Origin of the sequence: Micromonospora sp. NBC_01740, assembly GCF_035920365.1 — a bacterium.
GTDB classification, from domain to species: Bacteria; Actinomycetota; Actinomycetes; order Mycobacteriales; family Micromonosporaceae; genus Micromonospora; species Micromonospora reichwaldensis.
The window spans coordinates 3,422,119-3,442,664 of the sequence record NZ_CP109150.1; the positions used below are offsets into that span (position 1 = coordinate 3,422,119).

General features: G+C 72.5%; 16 protein-coding genes. 10 read left to right on the forward strand and 6 right to left on the reverse strand.

Annotation, left to right across the window (positions count from 1 at the left end; translation table 11 throughout):
* Positions 1–91 precede the first annotated feature (91 nt).
* The 7 genes from OG989_RS16015 to OG989_RS16045 all read left to right on the forward strand — a co-directional run bounded on the left by OG989_RS16015 (position 92) and on the right by OG989_RS16045 (position 6,722).
* A complete protein-coding gene (locus tag OG989_RS16015; protein WP_089001290.1) occupies positions 92–328 on the forward strand; it encodes an HTH domain-containing protein in 237 nt (78 codons plus the stop codon).
* Positions 328–906, forward strand: coding sequence for a Clp protease N-terminal domain-containing protein (locus tag OG989_RS16020; RefSeq protein WP_151457779.1), 579 nt, complete (start codon positions 328–330; stop codon positions 904–906). The genes OG989_RS16015 and OG989_RS16020 overlap by 1 nt, the downstream gene beginning before the upstream one ends.
* 360 nt (positions 907–1,266) lie before the next feature.
* Positions 1,267–2,274: a diacylglycerol/lipid kinase family protein gene (locus tag OG989_RS16025; RefSeq protein WP_151457563.1), complete on the forward strand. Its 1,008-nt coding sequence runs from the start codon at positions 1,267–1,269 to the stop codon at positions 2,272–2,274.
* Positions 2,267–3,268, forward strand: a complete 1,002-nt coding sequence (locus tag OG989_RS16030) for a YihY/virulence factor BrkB family protein (RefSeq protein WP_151457564.1) — start codon at positions 2,267–2,269, stop codon at positions 3,266–3,268. The genes OG989_RS16025 and OG989_RS16030 overlap by 8 nt, the downstream gene beginning before the upstream one ends.
* Positions 3,269–3,347: 79 nt before the next feature.
* Complete coding sequence (locus tag OG989_RS16035) at positions 3,348–4,838, forward strand: phosphatase PAP2 family protein (protein WP_151457565.1); 1,491 nt, start codon at positions 3,348–3,350, stop codon at positions 4,836–4,838.
* Positions 4,839–4,846: 8 nt separating this feature from the next.
* Positions 4,847–5,656, forward strand: a complete 810-nt coding sequence (locus OG989_RS16040; protein ID WP_327030944.1) for an endonuclease/exonuclease/phosphatase family protein — start codon at positions 4,847–4,849, stop codon at positions 5,654–5,656.
* A gap of 292 nt (positions 5,657–5,948) precedes the next feature.
* Positions 5,949–6,722: a hypothetical protein gene (locus OG989_RS16045; protein ID WP_327030945.1), complete on the forward strand. Its 774-nt coding sequence runs from the start codon at positions 5,949–5,951 to the stop codon at positions 6,720–6,722.
* 340 nt (positions 6,723–7,062) lie between these two features.
* On the opposite strand, the gene OG989_RS16050 is transcribed toward OG989_RS16045, so the two are convergent.
* Positions 7,063–7,920, reverse strand: a complete 858-nt coding sequence (locus OG989_RS16050) for an alpha/beta fold hydrolase (protein WP_327030946.1) — start codon at positions 7,918–7,920, stop codon at positions 7,063–7,065.
* Positions 7,917–8,879: a TIGR03557 family F420-dependent LLM class oxidoreductase gene (locus tag OG989_RS16055; RefSeq protein ID WP_327030947.1), complete on the reverse strand. Its 963-nt coding sequence runs from the start codon at positions 8,877–8,879 to the stop codon at positions 7,917–7,919. The genes OG989_RS16050 and OG989_RS16055 overlap by 4 nt, the downstream gene beginning before the upstream one ends.
* A gap of 239 nt (positions 8,880–9,118) precedes the next feature.
* Between OG989_RS16055 and OG989_RS16060 the strand changes: the two genes are divergently transcribed.
* The gene (locus OG989_RS16060) at positions 9,119–10,507 is read left to right on the forward strand and encodes a cellulase family glycosylhydrolase (RefSeq protein WP_327030948.1); all 1,389 of its coding nucleotides are present in this window, start codon (positions 9,119–9,121) and stop codon (positions 10,505–10,507) included.
* Positions 10,508–11,001: 494 nt separating this feature from the next.
* Positions 11,002–12,789 (forward strand): trypsin-like serine protease, encoded by a 1,788-nt coding sequence (locus OG989_RS16065; RefSeq protein ID WP_327030949.1) that lies wholly within the window; start codon positions 11,002–11,004, stop codon positions 12,787–12,789.
* A 90-nt stretch (positions 12,790–12,879) separates the two neighbouring features.
* Here the strand turns inward: OG989_RS16065 and OG989_RS16070 are convergent, their stop codons facing one another.
* Genes OG989_RS16070 through OG989_RS16085 form a run of 4 tightly spaced genes read right to left on the reverse strand, consistent with a single transcriptional unit; the run spans position 12,880 to position 18,229 of the window.
* Entirely contained in the window at positions 12,880–15,021 is a 2,142-nt protein-coding gene (locus tag OG989_RS16070) for an alpha-galactosidase (RefSeq protein ID WP_327030950.1), read from the reverse strand.
* Positions 15,018–15,929 (reverse strand): carbohydrate ABC transporter permease, encoded by a 912-nt coding sequence (locus tag OG989_RS16075; protein WP_327030951.1) that lies wholly within the window; start codon positions 15,927–15,929, stop codon positions 15,018–15,020. Before OG989_RS16075 ends, OG989_RS16070 begins: the two co-directional genes overlap by 4 nt.
* Positions 15,926–16,882 carry a carbohydrate ABC transporter permease gene (locus OG989_RS16080; protein WP_327030952.1) on the reverse strand — a complete coding sequence of 319 codons (957 nt, stop codon included), beginning with the start codon at positions 16,880–16,882 and terminating at the stop codon, positions 15,926–15,928. The genes OG989_RS16075 and OG989_RS16080 overlap by 4 nt, the downstream gene beginning before the upstream one ends.
* Positions 16,883–16,903: 21 nt before the next feature.
* Positions 16,904–18,229 carry an ABC transporter substrate-binding protein gene (locus tag OG989_RS16085; protein WP_151455869.1) on the reverse strand — a complete coding sequence of 442 codons (1,326 nt, stop codon included), beginning with the start codon at positions 18,227–18,229 and terminating at the stop codon, positions 16,904–16,906.
* A gap of 271 nt (positions 18,230–18,500) precedes the next feature.
* On the opposite strand from OG989_RS16085, the gene OG989_RS16090 reads away from it, so the two are divergent.
* Positions 18,501–20,540: a beta-galactosidase gene (locus OG989_RS16090; protein ID WP_327030953.1), complete on the forward strand. Its 2,040-nt coding sequence runs from the start codon at positions 18,501–18,503 to the stop codon at positions 20,538–20,540.
* Positions 20,541–20,546: the final 6 nt, after the last annotated feature.

A 20,546-nucleotide genomic window follows, 5' to 3' on the forward strand; every position in this document is an offset into this window, starting at 1 on the left:
TTTCGCTGCGCACCCACGCCTGGCACCCGGTGCCCGGACGAAGTTGTCAACATGGGTTGACAGTGCGGCGATGTCAACGTAAGTTGACGACATGAGTCAGGCAACGGAACTCGCGGCGGCAGCCGGCAGCACCGACCCCCGGGTCGGGCTGCGCGCCGTCCGCGCGCTGCGCCGGTTGCTCGAACGGCTCGAGGTGGTCCAGGTGGACAACGCCCGTCGACAGGGCTGGTCCTGGCAGGAGATCGCCGACGAGCTCGAGGTCAGCCGGCAGGCGGTCCACAAGAAGCACGCCGGTCGTCCGGCGGTCGGATCTTCCTGGGAGGCGTGATGTTCGAACGGTTCACCGACCGGGCCCGCACGGTCGTGCGGTACGCCCGGGACGAGGCCCGGACCGAGGGCGAGCGGCCCGTCGGGACCGAGCACCTGCTGCTCGCCCTGCTCTCGGACGGCGACAACCTCGCCGCCCGGGTGCTCGCCGAGGCCGGCCTCCGCGCCGACGACCTGCGGGCCCGCGTCCGCCGGCACACCGTGCGGGGAGCCACCGGCCTCGCCGACGCCGACGCCGCGGCCCTGCACGAGATCGGCATCGACCTGGCCGCCATCGTGGCCCGGATCGAGGAGTCCTTCGGCCCGGACGCGCTGCGCGAGGCCGCGCCGGCGCCGCGCCGCCGCTGGGGTCGCCGACGGTACGCGGGCGGCCCCTTCTCCCCGCGCGCCAAGAAGGTGCTGGAGCTGGCGTTGCGTGAGGCGCTGCGACTGCACCACCGCCACATCGGCACGGAGCACATCCTGCTCGGCGTGCTCCGCGAGGGTCATGGGCTGGGCGCACGGGTGCTCACCGAGGCCGGCGCCGACCTCGACGACCTGCGCCGCCGCGTCGAGACCGCCCTCCGCACCCCCGCCTGACCAAACCCTCACCTCACCCACCCCACGTCCTGCCCACCCCACCCGCGGCTGGGCCCGGCCCACTCCGGCCGGCGCACCCTCGGCCCACCTCACCTCCGGCCCACCCCCACCCCCACCCACGGCCCGGCCCACTCCGGCGCACCTTCGGCCCGGCCCGGTGATCATGAGGTTGGCGGGGATGTCGATCTCAAGCGCCGCGGTCGACCTCATGATCGGCGGGCCGACGGCGGGGTGGAGAGGGGGTGCGGGTGGGGTGGGAGGTGGGGGACGGTCGGGGCGGGGGCAAACGCGTTTGCGCTGCGCGTAACATCACCGCGCCGCCGGGTCGCTGCCGTGCCGGATCTGCTGCACACTGGCGCCGTGGACCCTCGACAGGACAAGCGACGCGCGGCACCCGACGGCGGTGGCCTGCGCTCCGCCGTGGTGGTCAACCCGGTGAAGGTGGCCGACCTCGACGAACTGCGTCAGACGGTCCACGACGCCCTCGCGGCGGCCGGCTGGCCCGAGCCGCTGTGGTTCGAGACCACGGTCGAGGACCCGGGCCGCGGCCAGACGCAGGAGGCGGTGGAGGCCGGCGTGGACGTCGTCTTCGCCTGCGGCGGCGACGGCACCGTGATGGCCTGCGTCAGCGGCCTGGTCGGCACCGAGGTGGCGCTCGCCGTGCTGCCCCAGGGCACCGGCAACCTCCTCGCGGCCAACCTGGGCCTCTCGGGCGACCTGGCCGCCGGGCTGGAGGTCGCCGTCGAGCGTGGCCGCCGGCTGCTCGACGTCGGCGCGGTCGAGGACCACTACTTCACGGTGATGGCCGGCATGGGCTTCGACGCCCAGATGCTCGCCGACACCTCGGAGACCACCAAGAAGCGGATCGGCTGGCCGGCGTACGTCGTGGGGGCCGCCCGGCACCTGCGCGACCGACCGATGCGGGTCTCGATCCGCATCGATGACCAGCAGCCGATCCGCCGCCGGGCCCGCTCCGTCCTCGTCGCCAACGTCGGCCGCCTCCAGGGCGGGGTGCGGCTGCTCACCGACGCCGAACCGGACGACGGCTACCTCGACGTCGCGGTGCTCACCCCGCGCACGCTGCGGCAATGGCTGGCGCTCGGCTGGGCGGTCGTACGCCGGCAGGACCGCGTCCCCCGCATGGAGGTCTTCAAGGCCAGGCGGGTGGAGATCACCAGCAACCGGGCCCAGCCCCGGGAGCTCGACGGCGATCTCATCGAGCCGGGTCGCACCCTGAAGGCCGAGATCCGGCGGCGGGCGCTGTGGCTCTGCGTGCCGCAGCCGGCGCAGGATCCCGACCTGGCCGAGGACGCGCAGGCGGCCGCCGAGCGTGGTGAGCAGTTGATCGAGGAAGCCCGCCGTGAGTAGCACCCGGATCGTGCCGGAGACCCGGCTGATGTCCGACGAGGAACTCAACGCCGACGACGCCTGGCACACACTGCGCCGGCAGGGCGGCTGGCACCTGCTGCGCGACGCGTTCATCCGGTTCCGCTACGGCGACGGGTTCAGCCACTCGCGCGCCTTCGCGCTGCAACTCTGCCTCGCCGTGGTGCCGTTCCTGATCGCGCTGACCGGCCTGATCAGCGAACTCGGCGTGGAGGAGGGCGGCCGGGTGGTCGCCGACACGGTCCTGGCCCTCACCCCCGGGGCGAGCGAACCGATGGTGGCCGAGCTGCTCGGCGAGGGAGACCGCACCGAACGCGCCGGGGAGCTGGCGCTCGGCCTCGGCATGCTCACCGGCCTGGTCGCGCTGACCACCACCATGGCCCAGATCGAGCGCGGCGCCAACCGGATCTACGGCGTGGAGCGGGACCGGCCCGCGCTGTGGAAGTACGTCCGCGCCAGCGTCCTCGCCCTCACCGCCGGCGTACCGGCGCTCACCGGCTTCCTGATCCTCGTCGGCGGCGGCCCGATGGGCGACTCGGTGCAGCGACACTACGCCTGGGGCGAGTTCGCCAACGGCCTCTGGAACGTGGTGCGCTGGCCGCTCAGCCTGGGCCTGACCGTCCTCGCCGTCGCGGTGATCTTCCGGCACGCCCCCCGCCGCAAGCAGCCCGGCCTGTCCTGGCTCTTCTTCGGCGCCGGCATCGCCACCGCGCTGTGGTGGCTGGCCAGCCTGCTGCTCGCCGCGTACGTGCGGTTCAGCGGCGGGTTCGGCCAGACGTACGGGGCGTTGACCGGGATGATGGCGTTGCTGCTCTGGGCCAACCTGACCGGCATGGCGCTCTTCGGTGGACTCTCCTTCGCCGCCCAGCTGGAGGCGCTGCGCATCGGGGCGCGCGAGCCCGCCCAGCCCGACCTCTGGGAGCCCGAGGCCGAGCGCCAGGAGATCCACGACACGGGCGAGATGAGCTCCCTCTAGCTCCGCATCGGACATCCCTCGGTGTACGCGGAGCGCCGATCGGGTAATGCGGCACGCCAGAAGCGAGAGGGAGGCTGCCGTGGGCGCGGTCAAAGAGGCGTTACGACGACCCTTGGGTCACTTCACCGAACGTACGCTCGCCGGACTGGCGATCGTGCTCGGTGCCGGGGTCGGGTTCGGGATTCTCCTCGTCCTCGTCCGGACCCGGTGGTCCCCGCTCCACGACGTCGACCACGGCGTGGCCCAGTGGCTCAACGACCTGGTCGCCCCGCACGGGCCGCTGGTGACCGTGCTCAACGCGCTCACCGACCTCGGCGGGAGGGCGGTCATCATCTGGCTGGTGTCGGTCGCCGTGGTCGGCCTGCTGATCCGCAAGCAGGGCCGGCTGGCGGTGTTCCTGATCGTCACCGGCGTCGGCGCCCTCGTCCTCGACCCGGCGCTCAAGACGCTTGTCGACCGGCTGCGCCCCGAGGTGGACGTGCCCATCGGCACGTACGCCGGGGACAGCTTCCCCAGCGGCCACGCGCTCGGCTCGATGGTCGCGTACGGGGCGCTGCTGCTGGTCTTCCTGCCGGCCATGTCGCGCCGCTGGCGCAAGCCCGCGATCGCCCTGGTCGCCCTCGTCGTCTTCCTCATCGGACTGACCCGGATCGCGCTGGGCGTGCACTTCGTCTCGGACGTGCTGGGGGCCTGGCTGCTCGGCGCCGCCTGGCTCGGCGTCACCGCGTACGCCTTCCGGCTCTGGCGGTTGGAGCGCGGCCGGCCGGTCCCGGCGTTGACCGAGGGGCTGGAGCCGGAGGCCGCGCACGACGTGGCGCCCGCCCCCGACGAGGCGCACCTGCTGCCGCACCCCCGGGCCGCCGTGTTCGAGCTGATCGTCGGATGGGTCCTGATCCTCGGCGCGCTCTACGGCTTCGGCATGTTCGTCAGCTACCACGCCGGCGGCACCTTCTTCGCCACCCTGGACACGGACGTGCCGAGGTGGTTCGCCGAGCACCGCACCCCCGGCCGGGACGACTTCAGCTACTGGTGGAGCAAGGTCGGCGACACCCACGCCATCCTGCTCATCTCGCTGGTCTTCTGCCCGATCGTGCTGGCCGTGTGGCGGCGTTGGCGGCCGGTGCTCTTCGTGGCACTGACCATGTTCGGCGAGCTGAGCCTCTTCCTCGCCTCCGCCGCCGCGGTCGACCGGCCGCGACCGCCCGTCGGCAACCTCGACGGGCCGATGCCGACCTCCTCCTTCCCGTCCGGCCACATCGCCGCCACGCTCTGCGTCTGGGTGGCGATCGCGGTGATCGTCTTTCCGCGTACCGACCGGTGGTGGCGGTGGCTCTTCGTGGCGCTGGCGGTCGTGATGCCGACCGGGGTGGCGATCAGCCGGATGTACCGGGGGATGCACCACCCCACCGACTTCATGGGCGCGATCATCCTCACCACCCTCTGGATCGGGCTGCTCTACTGGGTGCTCCGCCCCAACGAGGACGTCCACGAGGGCAACCGGCCGAGCATCGAGTCCGAGGACGTGCACACCCTCGACGACGAGCTGGCCAAGGCCGGTCGGGCGGACTGACGCCGCCGATGCTGCGGGCGATGACCTGGAACATCCGGACCGGCGGACGGGACTCCGGCGGCGCCGACCGTCGGGACCTGCTGATCCGGGTCGTCGCCGACCAGCGGCCGGACGTGCTGGCGTTGCAGGAACTGCGGCACTTCGACTCCGGCGACGTGCTCGCCGACTTCGCGGGCCGGGTGGGGATGCGTCCCCACCTGGCCCGTTCCTGCTTCGGCCAGCCGGTGGCGGTGCTGCTGCGCCCGCCGCTGCGCGCTTTCACCGCGACCCGGGTACGCCGGCCGTTCCACCATGCCGCGCAGCGGGTCACCGTGGCGACCACCGCCGGCCCGCTGACGGTGCTGAGCGTCCACCTCGACCCGTACTCGGGGCTGCGGCGGCGCGTCGAGGCCGGCTGGGCCGCCGCCGCGCTGCGCCGCGCGCCGGGGGAGCTGGCGCTGCTGGCCGGTGACCTCAACACCCTCGACCCGGTCGCCGACCACACCGACCGCATCGCCCGGCTCCCGGCCGCGTACCGCCGCCGTCACCTGCGCCGGGACGGGCGGACGGTGGAGACCCGGGCGGTGGCCCGGCTGCTCGCCGCCGGCCTGGTCGATCTGTACGCGACGGCGGGGGCGCCCGGCGGCGGGCTGACCGCGCCCACCCGGCACGGCGGCGGGGCGGAGTTCTCCGGGATGCGGCTGGACTACCTGTTCGGCACGGCGGCGCTCGCCGGCCGGGTGCGCGACTGCCGGGTGCCGCGGGGCGGCGAGACCGAGTACGCCTCCGACCACTATCCGGTGGTGGCGGACCTGGACCTGGACCTCGACCCCGCCTGACCGCCCTGCCCCTGCCTACGCCCGGCCTGACCCTCTGCCCTCGCGTGCCCGCCCGGCCTGACTGCTCTGCCCGCGCCTGACCGCCCGGCCTGACCGCTCTGCCCGCGCCTGGCCGTCCGCGCTCACCGTCCGCCCCGCTCGCCCTCACCGCCCGCCCCGCCCGGCCTGACCGCCCGCCCCGCCCGCCCCGCCCGGCCTGGCCGCCCGCCCCGCCCGGCCTGGCAGGGCGACCCCGGTCCGCCCCCGAGGGCCGGGAGGGCGGCGCGTTGTCGGTGCTGACTACCGTGAGCCGGTGATCGACTCGCCGAGCGCGGACCCGGGGAACGCCGGGTCCCCACCCACCCCGTTGCTGGTCGCCGTCGTTCGGGGAATCGCGCTGGTCGTGGTGGTGCCCGTCCGGCTGGCCTGGGAGGTGGTCGCCGCCGTCGGCCGGTGGCTGCACCGCTGGCTGCTCGCGCCGCTCGGTCGGTTCCTGGACCGCTGGCTGCTGCGCCCGCTGGGCTGGCTGCTGCGGATCCTGGTGTGGGTGCCGCTGAGCTGGCTCGGCGGCGGCGTGGCCTGGCTGCTGCGGTGGCTCGGCCTTGGCCTGGCCTGGCTGCTGCGCACGCTGGTCTGGGTGCCGTTGGTGTGGCTCGCACGGGGGCTGGCCTGGCTGGCCCGGACGGTGGTGTGGATACCGCTGGCCTGGCTGGCGTACCACCTGATCTGGGTTCCGCTGCGCTGGCTGGCCCGGCTCCTCGCGCCGCTCGGACGCCTGCTGGTGGCGGGGCTCGCGGCGGTCGGGCGGTGGCTGGCGGCGGTGGGGCGGGTGCTGCTCGGCGCGCTCGGCTGGGCGTGGTGGGCCGCCGGCCGGCTGCTCTGGTGGTGCTACGCGCTCACGCTGCGGCCCTTCGTGCTCGGGGCGGGCTGGCTGTGGCGGCACGCTGTCCGCCCGGTGGGTCGGGCACTGGCGGCCGCGTGGCGGGCGACCGTGTCGCCGGCCGTCCGCTGGGTGCGCCACGCCGTCGTGGACCCGGTTCGCCAGGCGACCCGTGAGGCGCTGACCGCCCTCGGCCTGCGCGGCTGACCCGCCGACGCCGTGACGACGGCGGGGTACCCGATGAGCGCTGCCCGACGAGCGGTGCCCGAGCGAGATCTTGGCAAGAAACGGCCCCTCCAGGGGCACTCCCATACCAAGATCTCGGAGCCGGAGCCGGAGCCGGAGCCGGAGCCGGAGCCGGAGCCGGAGCCGGAGTCCGAGCCCGAGCCCGAGCCCGAGCCCGAGCGCGAGCCCCGGGCAGGGTTACAGGAGCAGGTTGAGCACCACGGTCAGGACGACCGAGGCGACGATCGAGAAGAGGATCATCAGCAGGCAGCCCAGGCCGCCGCCGGCCGGACGGATCTCCGTGTTGCCGATACGCATCTCGTCACCTGTTCGTGAGTGTGGGGGACAGCAGGGCGCGGACCGCGTCGGCGACCTGCGCCGGGGCGGTGGTCACGACGTTGTGCGCGGCGCCCGGCACGGTGACCGTACGGGCGTGCGGCACCAGCCGGCCCACCTGCGCGCGCCAGGACGGCGGCACGACCGGGTCCCGGGAGCCGGCCACGACCAGGGTGGGCGCGGCGATGCGGACCAGGTCCGCCTCGATGCCGTTGCGCACCGAGTGCGACAGCGTCGCGTGGACCCGCCAGGGGCGGGCGTCGAGGACGTCCCGGAGCAGGATCGGCGCCTGCAACGGCGCCTCCCGCAGGGTGTCCACCAGCCAGCGCCCGAACTGTCCCCGTCGGGACCGGGCGGCCGGGTCGCTGGTCGGGCCGGCGAGCACCACCGCCGCGACCGCGTCGGGGTGCCGGGCGGCGAGCGCCGCGACGACCTCCGCGCCGAACGAGTGCCCGAGCAGGCAGACGGGCGGCATCCGGTACGCGGCCAGCCAGGCGGCCAGGTGCGCGGCGTGCCGGGGCACGTCGTACGCGCGGCCGGGGCGCTCGGTCAGCCCGAAGCCGGGCAGGTCGGGCGCGTACACCGGGTGGGTGTCGGCCAGCGCGAGGGCGAGCGGGGTCAGGTAGCGGTGGGACACCGCCAGCCCGTGCACCAGCACGACCGGGGTGGCGGCGGTGCCGGGGTCGCCGGCGCGGCGGGTGTGCGTACGGATCCCGTCGACCAGCCGCCACTCGCTGGTCAGCCCGGCGGCCGGCTTCGGGGCGGCCAGCGCGAGGCGCAGCTCCGCCGGACCGAAGCGGCCCGGCGGGGTCACCCGGGGACGCCGGACCGGTGCCGCCCTCACAGCTCGCGCAGCCTCGGCAGGAGCTGCTCCTGCGCCCAGTCCAGGAACATCGGCTGCGTCTCGCCGCCCACCTGCACGATCGCCACGTGGGTGAAGCCGGCGTCGACGAACTTGCGGAACGCCTCGACGTGCCGGTCCACGTCGGGCCCGCAGGAGATCCCCTCGGCCACGTCCTCCTCGCGGACGAACTGGGTGGCGGCGGCGAACGACTCCGGCCCGGGCAGGTCGGCGTTGACCTTCCAGCCCATCCCGAACCAGCGGAACTGGTCGTGCACGATCTTGCGGCACTCCGCCTCGTCCGGGCCGTAGCAGATGGCCACCTGCCCGTAGCGGGGCTGCCCGGCGCCGCCGGCCTCGTCGTACATCTCGATGATGTGCGGGTCCGGTTCGGTCGCGACGAGGCCGTTGCCGTACTCGGCGGCGAGGGTGACCGACTGGCGGCCGGAGGCGGCGACGGCCATCGGCACCGGGCGGGCCGGCCGGTCCCACACGTAGGCGTCGGGCACGTCGTAGTGGTTGCCTGAGAAGGTCAGCGTCTCCCCGTTGAGCAGGGGCCGGATGATCTGGAGGGCCTCCTCGAACATCTCGTGCCGCTGCTGCACGTGCGGCCAGCCGCCGACCACGTGCTCGTTGAGGTTCTCGCCCGCGCCGAGGCCGAGGGTGAACCGGCCGTCCGAGAGGACCCCGATCGTGCTGGCCTTCTGCGCCACGACCGCCGGGTGGTAGCGGCGGATCGGGCAGGTGACGAAGGACATCAGCTCCGCCCGGCTGGTGGCGTGCGCGACCGCGCCGAGCACGGACCAGGCGTACGGGGAGTGGCCCTGGGAGTCCAGCCAGGGGTAGTAGTGGTCGGAGATGACGAGCTGGTCGAAGCCGGCCGCCTCCGCCCGCACCGCGTAGTCGACCAGTTGCTTCGGACCGGCCTGCTCGCACATCAGGGTGTAGCCGACCTTGACCATGGGTGTCTCCTTCCGACCCGGGCGGATCATCCCCGGATACCCCTGCCAGGTCGGGTCAACCCTCGCGTCCGGTGTCGGCGATCCGCTGCTTAACCGGTTCATTGCGTGACCGGCCCGACCGGCCTACGCTGATCCCTGCGCCGCCGGGAGCCGGGCGGCGGCTGTCGGGCTGCAGCCGCCATCCCCTGTGACGTCCCACCCCCACCTGGGCAGCGGGGGTCCTCCCTTTGAGGAAGGCCATGAAGAAGAGACTCTCCGCCGCCGGCGCGGCCCTGCTCGCGTTGCTGGTCGCCGTGTTGGCGTTCGGGCAGCCCGCGCGGGCCGCGACCGGCTTCTCCGTCGCCGACGGCAAGCTCTACGACGCCAACGGCAGCGAGTTCGTCATGCGTGGCGTGAACCACGCCCACACCTGGTACCAGCAGCAGACCAGCTCCTTCGCCAACATCAAGGCGCTCGGGGCGAACACGGTGCGGGTGGTGCTGGCCAGCGGCCAGCGGTGGGCGAAGAACGACACCGCCGACGTCGCCAACGTCATCTCGCTGTGCAAGGCCAACCGGCTGATCTGCGTACTGGAGGTGCACGACACCACCGGCTACGGCGAGCAGAGCGGGGCGGCCACCCTCGCTCAGGCGGTCGACTACTGGCTCAGCGTCTCCAGCGCCCTCGCCGGCCAGGAGAAGTACGTCATCGTCAACATCGGCAACGAGCCGTACGGCAACCAGGGCTACGGCACCTGGGCCACCGACACCGCCAACGCCATCAAGCGGCTGCGTACGGGCGGCCTGACGCACACCATCATGGTCGACGCCCCGAACTGGGGTCAGGACTGGTCGTTCACCATGCGCGACAACGCCGCGTCGGTGTTCGCGGCCGACCCGCAGAAGAACACGGTCTTCTCCATCCACATGTACGGCGTCTTCGACACCGCCGCCGAGATCAGCGACTACCTGGGCCGGTTCCGCGCCGCCAAGCTGCCGATCGTGGTCGGCGAGTTCGGCTTCGACCACTCCGACGGCAACCCCGACGAGGACACCATCCTCTCCTACAGCCAGGCCAACGGGATCGGTTACCTGGGCTGGTCGTGGAGCGGCAACGGCGGTGGCGTCGAGTACCTCGACATGGTCACCAACTTCAACCCCGCCGCACTGAGCACCTGGGGCCAGCGCATCTTCAACGGGGCGAACGGGATCAAGGCCACCGCGAAGGAGGCGACGGTCTTCGGCAGCACCCCGCCGCCGACCACCCCGCCGCCGACGACGCCCCCGCCCACCACCCCGCCGCCCACCACGCCCCCGCCCACGACCCCGCCGCCGAGCACCCCGCCGCCGGGCGGCTGCACGGCGACGTACACGGTGAGCAACCAGTGGCAGGGCGGCTTCCAGGGTGAGGTGAAGGTGACCGCCGGCTCGGCGGCGATCACCGGCTGGACGACGAAGTGGACGTTCGCCAACGGCCAGACCGTCAGCCAGTCCTGGAGCACCGTCCTGAGCAGCAGCGGGTCGACCGTCACGGCCCGCAACGCCGACTACAACGGCCGGCTGGGCGCCGGCGCCAGCACCAGCTTCGGCTTCATCGCCAGCTGGAACGGCACCAACGCCACGCCCGCGGTGACCTGCACCGCGAGCTGAGTTTCCCCGTACCACCGGTGGCCGGGCCCCGCGCGGGCCCGGCCACCTTTCTTCCTCGTGACATCGGCGAAGAGCCGGGGTGCCGCACGGGCGGTCGCAGGGCGCCGGACGGGTCGGGGCTGGCCGGCCCGATGCGCCGCCCCCGGAGGCCGCTGACCATAGGGGCGGATCGGAGACGACGCAAGACATCGACGATGTGGGATACCGCACCGTTGAGTGGGCAGCGGCCGAAGGCGGGAATGCCTACGGTGACCCTGCAATCGCCTTCTGGTGGTCGCGAGTCCGCAAGGGACACGGGGGTCCTTGTCGTGCATGATCGTTCGCGATCGTGCCCAGCCACACGGTTGGGCACGAGTCTGCATGGTGCCACGCCTGGCTGTACGCGCCGGCCGCTCATGAGAGCGTCGTCCGGCACACCATAGTCGCGCTTCGACGCCTGTCGTCGTCGCACTGTCGTACATCGCCCCCGCCAGTTGATCCGGAAGGGATCGTCTGTGCCATCGTCGTACCGTCGGCGGACAGCCCGGATTGCCGGCCTGCTCGCCACCGCCCTGCTGGCCGGGTTGCTCGGCGTCTCGCCGGCCCAGGCGGTCACCGGAGGTGCCGCCGTCAGCGACGGCTCCTTCGCGTTCGCCGCGAAGATCGAGGTGGGGCCAGGCCTCAAGGCCTGTAGCGGCGCGCTGGTCGACCCGTGGTGGGTGCTGACCGCCAAGAGCTGCTTCAGCGTCGACGGCCAGCCGGTCGTCGCCGGCACGCCCGCGAAGCCGGCCACCGTGACCGTGGGCCGCTCCGACCTCACCGCGTCGAGCGGCGCGGTCGTTCCGGTCTTCCGGATCGTGCCGCACCCCAACCGTGACGTGGTGCTCGTCCGGCTCGCCGCGCGGGTCGACGCGGCTCCGGTGCCGCTGGGCGCCGCCCCCACCGTGGGCGAGCAGCTCACCGTGGCCGGCTTCGGTCGCACCGCCACCACCTGGGTGCCGGACCAGCTGCACACCGGCACCTTCGCCGTGCAGGGCGTGAACGCCGGCACGCTGGCGATCCTGGGCAGCGGGCAGGCCGCCATCTGCCGCGGTGACCTCGGCGGGCCGACCGTCCGCATGGTCAACGGCCAGCCGCAGCTCGTGGCCCTGCACCACACGTCCTGGCAGGGCGGGTGCCTGGCCGAGACCGAGACGCGCCGCGAGGCGGTGGAGACCCGCGTCGACGACCTCGGTTCCTGGCTGACCGCGAACATCCCGCAGGGCCCGGCGCTCGACCAGTACGAGGACATCAACTTCCTCTACGTGTACGCCACCGGCGACGGCGCGCCGCAGACCTTCCCCGCGACCTCCACCGGCGCGTTCACCGCGCCGCTCGGCGAGTGGTCGGGCGGCAACGGGGCCTACAAGGAACAGGTCAAGGTCTTCAACGACGACTTCGACGGCGACGGCGTCAGGGACGTCGCCGTCATGTCGAAGCGCGCCGGGGGCAACTTCTACCTGGATACGTTCATCACCCGACCGGACGGCAAGTACAGCGCGCCGATCAGGTCCTGGACGGACGACAACTTCGGCCACATGGAAAACATGAAGATGGCCTCCGGTGACTTCAACGGCGACGGCCGGACCGACCTGACCGCCTTCTACGGATACGCCAACGGCGACGAGGGATGGTTCAACTGGATCGCCCGACCGGACGGGGGCTTCGAAGAACCGGTCGAGGTGTGGAAGGCGTCCAACTTCGGTAGCTGGACGACCACCTCGGTCTTCGCCGGTGACGTCAACGGCGACGGCCGGGACGACGCGAGCCTCTTCTACCGGTACAACAACAGCACGGCCATGGCGCTGATCACCTGGCCGGGCAAGGCTGACGGCACGTTCGGCACCGGTTACACCTCCTGGTCGACCCCGAACAGCGCACCGTTCACGTCGCTCACCTCGATGAAGGTCGTGGACGGCGACTTCAACGGGGACGGTCGCGACGACGTCGCCGTCCTGCTCAACGACAACGGCCTGCGCCTGTTCACCTGGATCGCCAAGGCGGACGGCAACTTCGAGGCGCCGCTGGCCTCCTGGACGTCGACCATCTTCGGCCAGTTCGCCAGGATCAAGATTGTCTCCGGCGACTACAACGGCGACAAACGCGACGACCTCGCCGTCCTCTACCAGTACCCCAGCGACGGCATCGGGTTGCACACGTTCACCGCGAAGACCGACGGCGGCTTCAACCCGCCGGTGCAGTCGTGGACCGTGGGACCCGCAGAGTACGGCTGGTGGCCGAGCATGAGGTTGCACGGCCAGTGACCCTCTCTGCCTGAGGTGTCCCCCTGCGCCTCACTGCGCAGGGGGACACCGTCCGTTGGCGTGCACGACAACCGCTGCCCGCGAACCGGCTCAGTCGGCGGCGGTGACCTCCAGCAGCAGGGTCTGCTCGGGATGCAGCGCCGGCAGTTGGAGCCCGACCGCCGCCAGCACCGCGCCGCCGAGCGTCACCCCACGGCCACTCGCCAGCCAACCCGGGGCGGCCCGCTGGAGGGTGGCGGGCTCCGGCACGCCCGCGACGGGCCGCACCGCGTACCGCCGGCGGGGGTCGAGACCGGGGAGTCGGACCGGCCCGGGCGCCTGGGTCACCGAGGTGGCCAGCTGCGACACGGCGTACACCGCGTGGGAACCGTCGTGGGCGATGACGCCGTGCGCCCAGACGGCCGGGTCCGGGTGGTCGACCCGGACCACCCGGCCGGCGTGCAGCAGCGGGCGGAGCCGCTTGTGCAGCGCGACCCAGGCGGCCAGTTCGCCGCGCTGTGCCGCGTCGATCGCGCCGATGTCCCACTCGATGCCGTGGTGGCCGAAGAGCGCCGTCGCCGCCCGGAAACCCAGGTCGTGCACGCGGTGGGTGGTGTGCGAGCGCTCTGGCCCGATGTGGCTGCCGACCAGCTCGGGCGGGAGCAGCAGCCCCGTCCAGCGCTGGATGGCCAGCCGCTCCAGGGCGTCGTTGCAGTCGCTGGCCCACACCCGGTCGGTCCGTCGCAGGATCTCCAGGTCCACCCGGGCTCCGCCGGACGCGCAGCTCTCGATCTCCACCCCCGGGTGTCGGCGGCGCAGCTCGTCGAGGAGCCGGTAGACCGCGAGGGTCTGCTCGCGCACCCCGGGGCGGCCCTGGTGCCCCGCCTCGGTCAGGTCCCGGTTGTGGTCCCACTTGAGATAGTCGATGCCGGGGTACGCGGTGAGCAGCGCGTCCAGCCGCTCCAGCAGGTAGGTGTACGCCGGCGCCTGGGCCAGGTCGAGCACCTGCTGGTGGCGCCAGGCGGGCGGCAGCCGGCCCGGTGCCGACAGCACCCACTCCGGGTGGGCCCGGAACACCTCGGAGTCGGGGTTGACCATCTCCGGTTCCACCCAGAGCCCGAACTGCATCCCGTGCCCGCGTACGTGGTCGACGAGCGGGTGCAGGCCGTCCGGCCAGACGGTGTCGTCGACGTACCAGTCGCCGAGGCCGGCGCGGTCGTGGCGGCGGCCCCGGAACCAGCCGTCGTCGAGCACGAAGCGTTCCACCCCGACCTCGGCCGCCTGGTCGGCCAGCGTGCGGAGCCGGTCCAGGTCGTGGTCGAAGTAGACGGCCTCCCAGACGTTGAGGGTGACCGGGCGGGGCGTGGCCGGGTGCTGCGGGCGGGCGCGCAGGTGGGTGTGCAGGACGTCGCTGAGCCCGTCCAGCCCGTCGGCGGAGAAGACCGCGTACAGCAGCGGGGTGGCGTACTCCCCGCCGGGGTCGAGCAGCACCTCGCCGGGGGTGAGCAGCTCGCCGCCGCCGAGGGTGGACTCGCCCGTCGGCCGCCGCTCGGCGACGGTCACGTGGTCACCGCTCCACGCGGTGTGCACCGCCCACACCTCGCCGTTGCCGAAGCCGAAACCCGCCGTGCCGGCGACCAGCAGCAGGGTGGCGTCGTGCCCGGTACGGCCGTGCCGGCCCTCGCGCACCCAGGCGCCCATCGGCCACGGGTGCCGCTGCGGGGACCGCTCCCGGCACCACCGGCCGGTCAGGTCGAGCAGTTCGGTGGCGACCGCCGGCACCGGCAGCACCGGCGTCAGCTCCCGCAGCTCGTACGCCGTGTCGCCGTCGTTGCGCAGCCGGTGCCGCAGCAGCACCAGGCCGGTCGGGTCGAGCGCGATCTCGACGGTCAGCGTCAGCCCGGCCCCGCCGTCGGACGCCCGGACGGTGACCCGGGCGGAGCCGGTGCCGTCGTCGGCGACGTCGAGACCGGTCAGCCGGAAGGCGGTGGACCAGTCCCGGCGCTCGCGGTGCCCGGCGAGCGCCGGCCGGCCGCCCCAGCCGGCGGACGCCTCGGGCAGCAAAGAAAGCACCGTCGGCGCGTCGAAGCTGCTGCGTACGACCGGCGCGACGGTGGCGTCGACCAGGGCGGGCAGGTCGCCGTCGGGGACGGGGCCGAGGTCGGCCCCCCAGTGCGCGACCCGGGGCAGCCCCGGGCCCCGCGCGTCGAGCACCAGGCTGGTCCGGGCACGGCGCAGGTGGACGATGGTCATCCCTTTGAAGCCCCCAGGGTCAGGCCCCGGACGAACTGCCTCTGCAGGAGGAAGAAGATCACCAGGGTCGGGATCGCGACCAGCACCGAGCCGGCCGAGACCAGGTTGTTGTCGGTGAAGAACTCACCGCGCAGGTTGTTGAGCGAACTCGTCACCGGGAACTTGTCCCCCGTACGCATCAGCACGGTAGCCCAGAAGAACTCGTTGTAGATCCAGGTCACCTCCAGGGTGGCCAGCGCGGCCAGGGCCGGCCGGCACAGCGGCAGGGTGACCTGCCAGTACTGCCGCCAGACGCTCGCCCCGTCGACCATCGCCGCCTCGTAGAGGTCGCGCGGGAGCGCCTTCATGTAGTTGCTGAGCACGAAGACGCAGAAGCCGCACTGGAAGGCGACGTTGACCAGGATCAGCCCCCAGTAGCTGTCGTAGAGCAGCTCCGAGTCGCTCATGAACGCCGGCAGCGGCACCTGCGTGAAGAGCCGGAACAGCGGGATGAGCAGGGCCTGCTGGGGCAGCAGGTTCGCCGCGGTGAACAGGCCGAGCAGGACGATGTTGGTCTTCCAGCTGAACCGGGCGATGACGAACGCCACGCACGAGGCGAGGAAGAGGGTCAGCAGCACCGCCGGCACGGTGATGTAGACGGAGTTGAGGAAGTGCTTGCCGAACTCGGCGGTCCGCCAGGCGGTGACGTAGTTGTCGAGGGTCCACCCGCCGAGCGAGACGTAGCCGTTGGTGGCCGTGTACTCGTAGGAGCGCAGCGAGGTCAGCACGGCCCAGAGGATCGGGAAGAGCCAACCGATCGCCACCGCCGCGAGGAACACGTGCAGCACCACCCGGGCCGGGCGCGGCGGCGGGCGGCGTTCGGCCGCGGGGGCGGTCCGGTCCTCCCGGGGCACGGTCGCGGTGCTCATCGGCGTCCCTCCCGCAGCACGGTCGCCAGGTAGACGGTGATGAAGACCAGCGAGACGACGAGCATGATGGTGGCCAGCGCCGAGCCGAAGCCGATGCGGCTCGCCTCGCCGACCACGTTCTGGGTGACCAGCGCCGAGATCAGTTCCAGGCCGTTGCGGCCCTTGTTGATGACCCAGACCAGGTCGAACGCGCGCAGCGACTCGATCACCGTCACCACCAGCACGATGATGTTGATGGGCCGCAGGACCGGGAAGATCACCTTGAAGAACGTCCGGCCCTCCGACGCGCCGTCCACGGCGGCGGCCTCACGCAGCGACGGGTCGACGCCCTTCAGCCCGGCCAGGTAGAGCAGCATGATGTAGCCGACGTGCCGCCAGCCGGCCGCCACCAGCACGGCCCAGATGTTGACGTCCGGGTCGCCGTACCAGTCGACGTCGGTGCCGAGGACGGCGTTGACCAGGCCCTGGTCGCGGGAGTAGAGCAGCTGCCAGACGAAGCCGATCAGCGCCAGGGAGAGCACCACCGGCAGGTAGAGCGCGGTCTGGTAGAAGCGGGTGCCGCGCAGCTCCTTGTCGAGCAGGACGGCCAGGAACATGCCGAACGGGGTGGCCACCACGAACAGCGCCGCCAGCCAGAGCATGTTGTTCTGCACGGCCGGCACGAACGGCGGGTAGTTCTGGACCACGTCGGCGTAGTTGCGGCCGCCGACCCACTCGATCTCGGAGACCGGGCCGATGCCGTCCCAGTCGGTGCCGGAGAGCAGCACGGTGGCGCCCGCCGGCAGCCAGACCAGGCCGACGACGAGCAGCAGCGGTACGGCCACCATGAGCGCGACGACCACGCGGTCGGTGCGGGACAGCAGCCGTACGCGCCGGCGGCGACCACCCGTGGAGGTGGCCGCGGCCGGCGGCGGCGCGGCGCGATCCGCTTGGATCAGGGGCAGGTCGGACACGGTGCCCTCACCCTCTCGCCGTCAGTCGGTGAAGATCGACTTCTTCTGGTTCTCGATGCTCGACGTCAGCCCGTCGATGTCCTTCGGGTCCTTGATGAACTGCTGGAGCGCCGGGATGATCACCGTGGAGGCGAAGTCCGGGCGGGTGTCGCGGTCCAGGAACTGGGCGATCTCGGTGGCTGAGCCGACCAGCTCGGCGGCCTTCTTCTGCAGGGCGCTGTAGCCGCTGGTGTCGGCCTCGCTGTTGGCGACCAGCGTGCTCGGGTCGCTCTTGACGGTGATGTCCGCGGCCGCCTTCGAGCCGACGTACTCCAGCAGCTTCCTGGCGTTGGCTTCCTGCTTCGGCTTGCGGGCCATCATGTAGCCGTCGATGGGCGCGTCCAGGGCCTTGGCGCCGATCGCCGGGTCGATCTCGGGGAAGGTGAAGAAGTCGAGGTCGGCCAGGTCGGCGCCGTCGAACTGCTGGCCGACGAAGAGGCCGAGCAGGTACATGCCGCTCTTCTTCTGCTGCAACGACTGGGCGGCCTCCTGCCAGGTCCGGCCGAGGCTGTCGGGCTGGTGCAGGGGCAGCAGGCCGCGCCAGGTGTCGAAGACCTTCTTCACCTTGTCGGAGGTCCAGGACTCCTTGCCGGCCATCAGGTCGATGTGGAACTGGTAGCCGTTGATCCGCAGGTTGAGGATGTCGAAGGTGCCCATCGCCGGCCAGCCGTCCTTGTCGGCGAAGGCGATCGGGGTGAGCCCGTCCTTCTTCATCTCCCCGGCGAGCGCGGTCAGGTCGTCGAGGGTCTTCGGCACCTGGTAGCCGTTCTGCTGCCAGACCGACTTGCGGTAGAAGACGGCCCACGGGTAGTACGACGACGGCACGAAGTACTGCTTGCCGTCGTCGCCGGTCGACGCCTTGCGGAACGCGTCGGACATCCCGGAGAGCTTGCCCCAGACGTCGCTGAGGTCACCGGCGAGGCCCCGGGCGGCGAAGAAGCGCATCCGGTAGCCGGCGAACCACATGAACACGTCGTCCGGCTTGCCCTGGAGATAGTTGTTGATGTTCTCCTGGAACGTGTTGTGGTCGACGGTGTTGACGGCGACCTCGAGGCCGGACGAGGTCCGGAAGCCGTCCATGACCTTCGCGATCACCTCCTTGGGCTTCGGGTCGGACTGGTTGGAACCCAGCGACACCGTCTTGGCGTCGGAGCCGCCGGAGTCGGAACCGCAGCCGGCGAGCAGGCCCGTGCCGAGCAGCGCGGTGGTGCCGGCCGCGCCGGCCAGCAGCGAACGACGGTTGAGGCCGGCCACTGAGGGGGGTACGAGCCGGGCGAGGTACTCGGCTCGGGTGCGGGGACGGGACATGGTGCCTCCTGCGGATGAAGAGGTGCCCGAGGGCCGTCGGTGGCGGTGTCCCGGCAATCGTGAACACACACCCGGTTCCATCGCGAATCGACATTGGCGAACACGAATTGCCAGTGGCGCCTCAAGCTACTCGTCCTCCGGGTGGTGTCAAGGGGGCGGCAATCTCCCGACAACCCCGTCACGACAAGGCTGTTGAGAGGTAAACGTTGTAAAGATGATCGATGTTGGAACGTGTTGACTTGGCCGCCTCGGCCGGGCACGCTCTGCATTCATGCGGCGATGGCAGGGTGACGACATCTGGTTCGGTGCCGACTACAACCCCGAGCAGTGGCCCGAGTCCACCTGGGCCGAGGACGTCGCGCTGATGCGCCGGGCCGGGGTCAACCTGGTGTCGGTGGGGATCTTCTCCTGGGCGCTGCTGGAGCCCGCCCCCGGCGCGTACGAGTTCGGCTGGCTGGACCGGGCGATCGACGTGCTGCACGGCGGCGGGATCTCGGTCGACCTGGCCACCGCCACCGCCAGCCCGCCCCCGTGGCTGGCCCACCGGCACCCGGAGACGCTGCCCCGGCGCGCCGACGGCGCGATCCTCTGGCCGGGCGGCCGGCAGGCGTACTGCCCCAGCTCGCCCGTGTTCCGCGAGCGGTCGCTGGCTCTGGTCGAGGCCCTCGCCAGCCGGTACGCCGACCACCCCGCCGTGGTCATGTGGCACGTCTCCAACGAGCTGGGCTGCCACAACGTGCACTGCTACTGCGACGTCAGCGCCGAGGCGTTCCGCCGCTGGCTGCGCGAGCGCTACGGCGACCTGGACGGGCTCAACCACGCCTGGGGCACCGCCTTCTGGAGCCAGCGCTACGGCGACTGGGCCGAGATCAACCCGCCGCGCACCGCGCCGACCTTCGCCAATCCCACCCAGCAACTCGACTTCCTGCGCTTCTCCTCAGACGAGCAGCGCGCCCAACTGCGCGCCGAGCGCGAGGTGCTCACGCGCCTGGTCCGCCAGCCGGTCACCACGAACTTCATGATCGGCACCGGCATCAAGTACCTCGACTACCACTCCTGGGCGTCCGACGTGGACGTCGTCGCCAACGACCACTACCTCACCGCCGCCGACCCGCGCGCCCACGTCGGGCTCGCCCTCGCGGCCGACCACACCCGGGGCGTCGCCGGCGGCGACCCGTGGCTGCTGATGGAGCACTCCACCAGCGCCGTCAACTGGCAGCCGCGCAACGTCGCCAAGGCCCCCGGCCAGTTGCGCCGCAACAGCCTGGCGCACGTGGCGCGCGGCGCGGACGGGGTGCTCTTCTTCCAGTGGCGGGCCTCCCGCGCCGGGGCGGAGAAGTTCCACTCCGCGCTGCTGCCGCACGCCGGCCCGGAGACCAAGGTGTTCCGCGAGGTGTGCCGGCTCGGCGCGGACCTGCGGGCCCTCGCCGAGGTACGCGGCAGCCGGGTCGACGCCGAGGTGGCGATCCTGTTCGACTACGAGGCGTGGTGGGGTGCCGAGCTCGACTCGCACCCCACCGTCGACGTCACGTACGCCGACCGCCTCGGCGCGCTGCACGACGCGCTGTGGCGGGCCGGGATCACCGCCGACGTCGTGCACCCGGCCACCGACCTGTCCCGCTACCGGCTGGTGCTGACACCCACCCTCTACCTGGTGCGCGACGCGCACGCCGCGGCGCTGTGCGCGTACGTCGAGGCCGGCGGGACCGCCCTGGTCACGTACTTCAGCGGCATCGTCGACGAGCACGACCACATCCGCCTCGGTGGCTACCCGGGGGCGTTCCGGGAACTGCTGGGCGTCCGCGTCGAGGAGTTCTTCCCGCTGCGGGCGGGGGCGCGGGTCACCCTCGACGACGGCTCGGTCGCCGACGTGTGGACGGAGTGGCTGCATCCCGAGGGCGCGCAGGTGCTCGCCGCGTACGCCGACGGGCCCCTGCCGGGCGTGCCGGCGCTGACCCGGCACCCGGTCGGCGCGGGCGCGGCCTGGTACGTCGGCACCCGGCTGGACGCGGCGGCGACGGACCGGCTGGTGGCCCGGCTGGTGGCCGAGTCGGGGGTACGCCCGGCGGCGCGGGTCCCCGCCGAGGTGGAGGTGGTCCGGCGGCGCGCCGGCGACCGCACCTGGCTCTTCGTCATCAACCACACCGACGCCGACGCCCGGCTCGACGCCACCGGCGTGGAACTGCTGACCGGCACGACCTGCGCCGGTGACCTGGTCGTGCCGGCCGGCGAGGTGGCCGTCATCCGCGAGGCGCCGACCGCCGCCGCGGCCCGCACGTCCGGCGATCCGGCCCCCACGTCCGTGGCGTGACGGCGC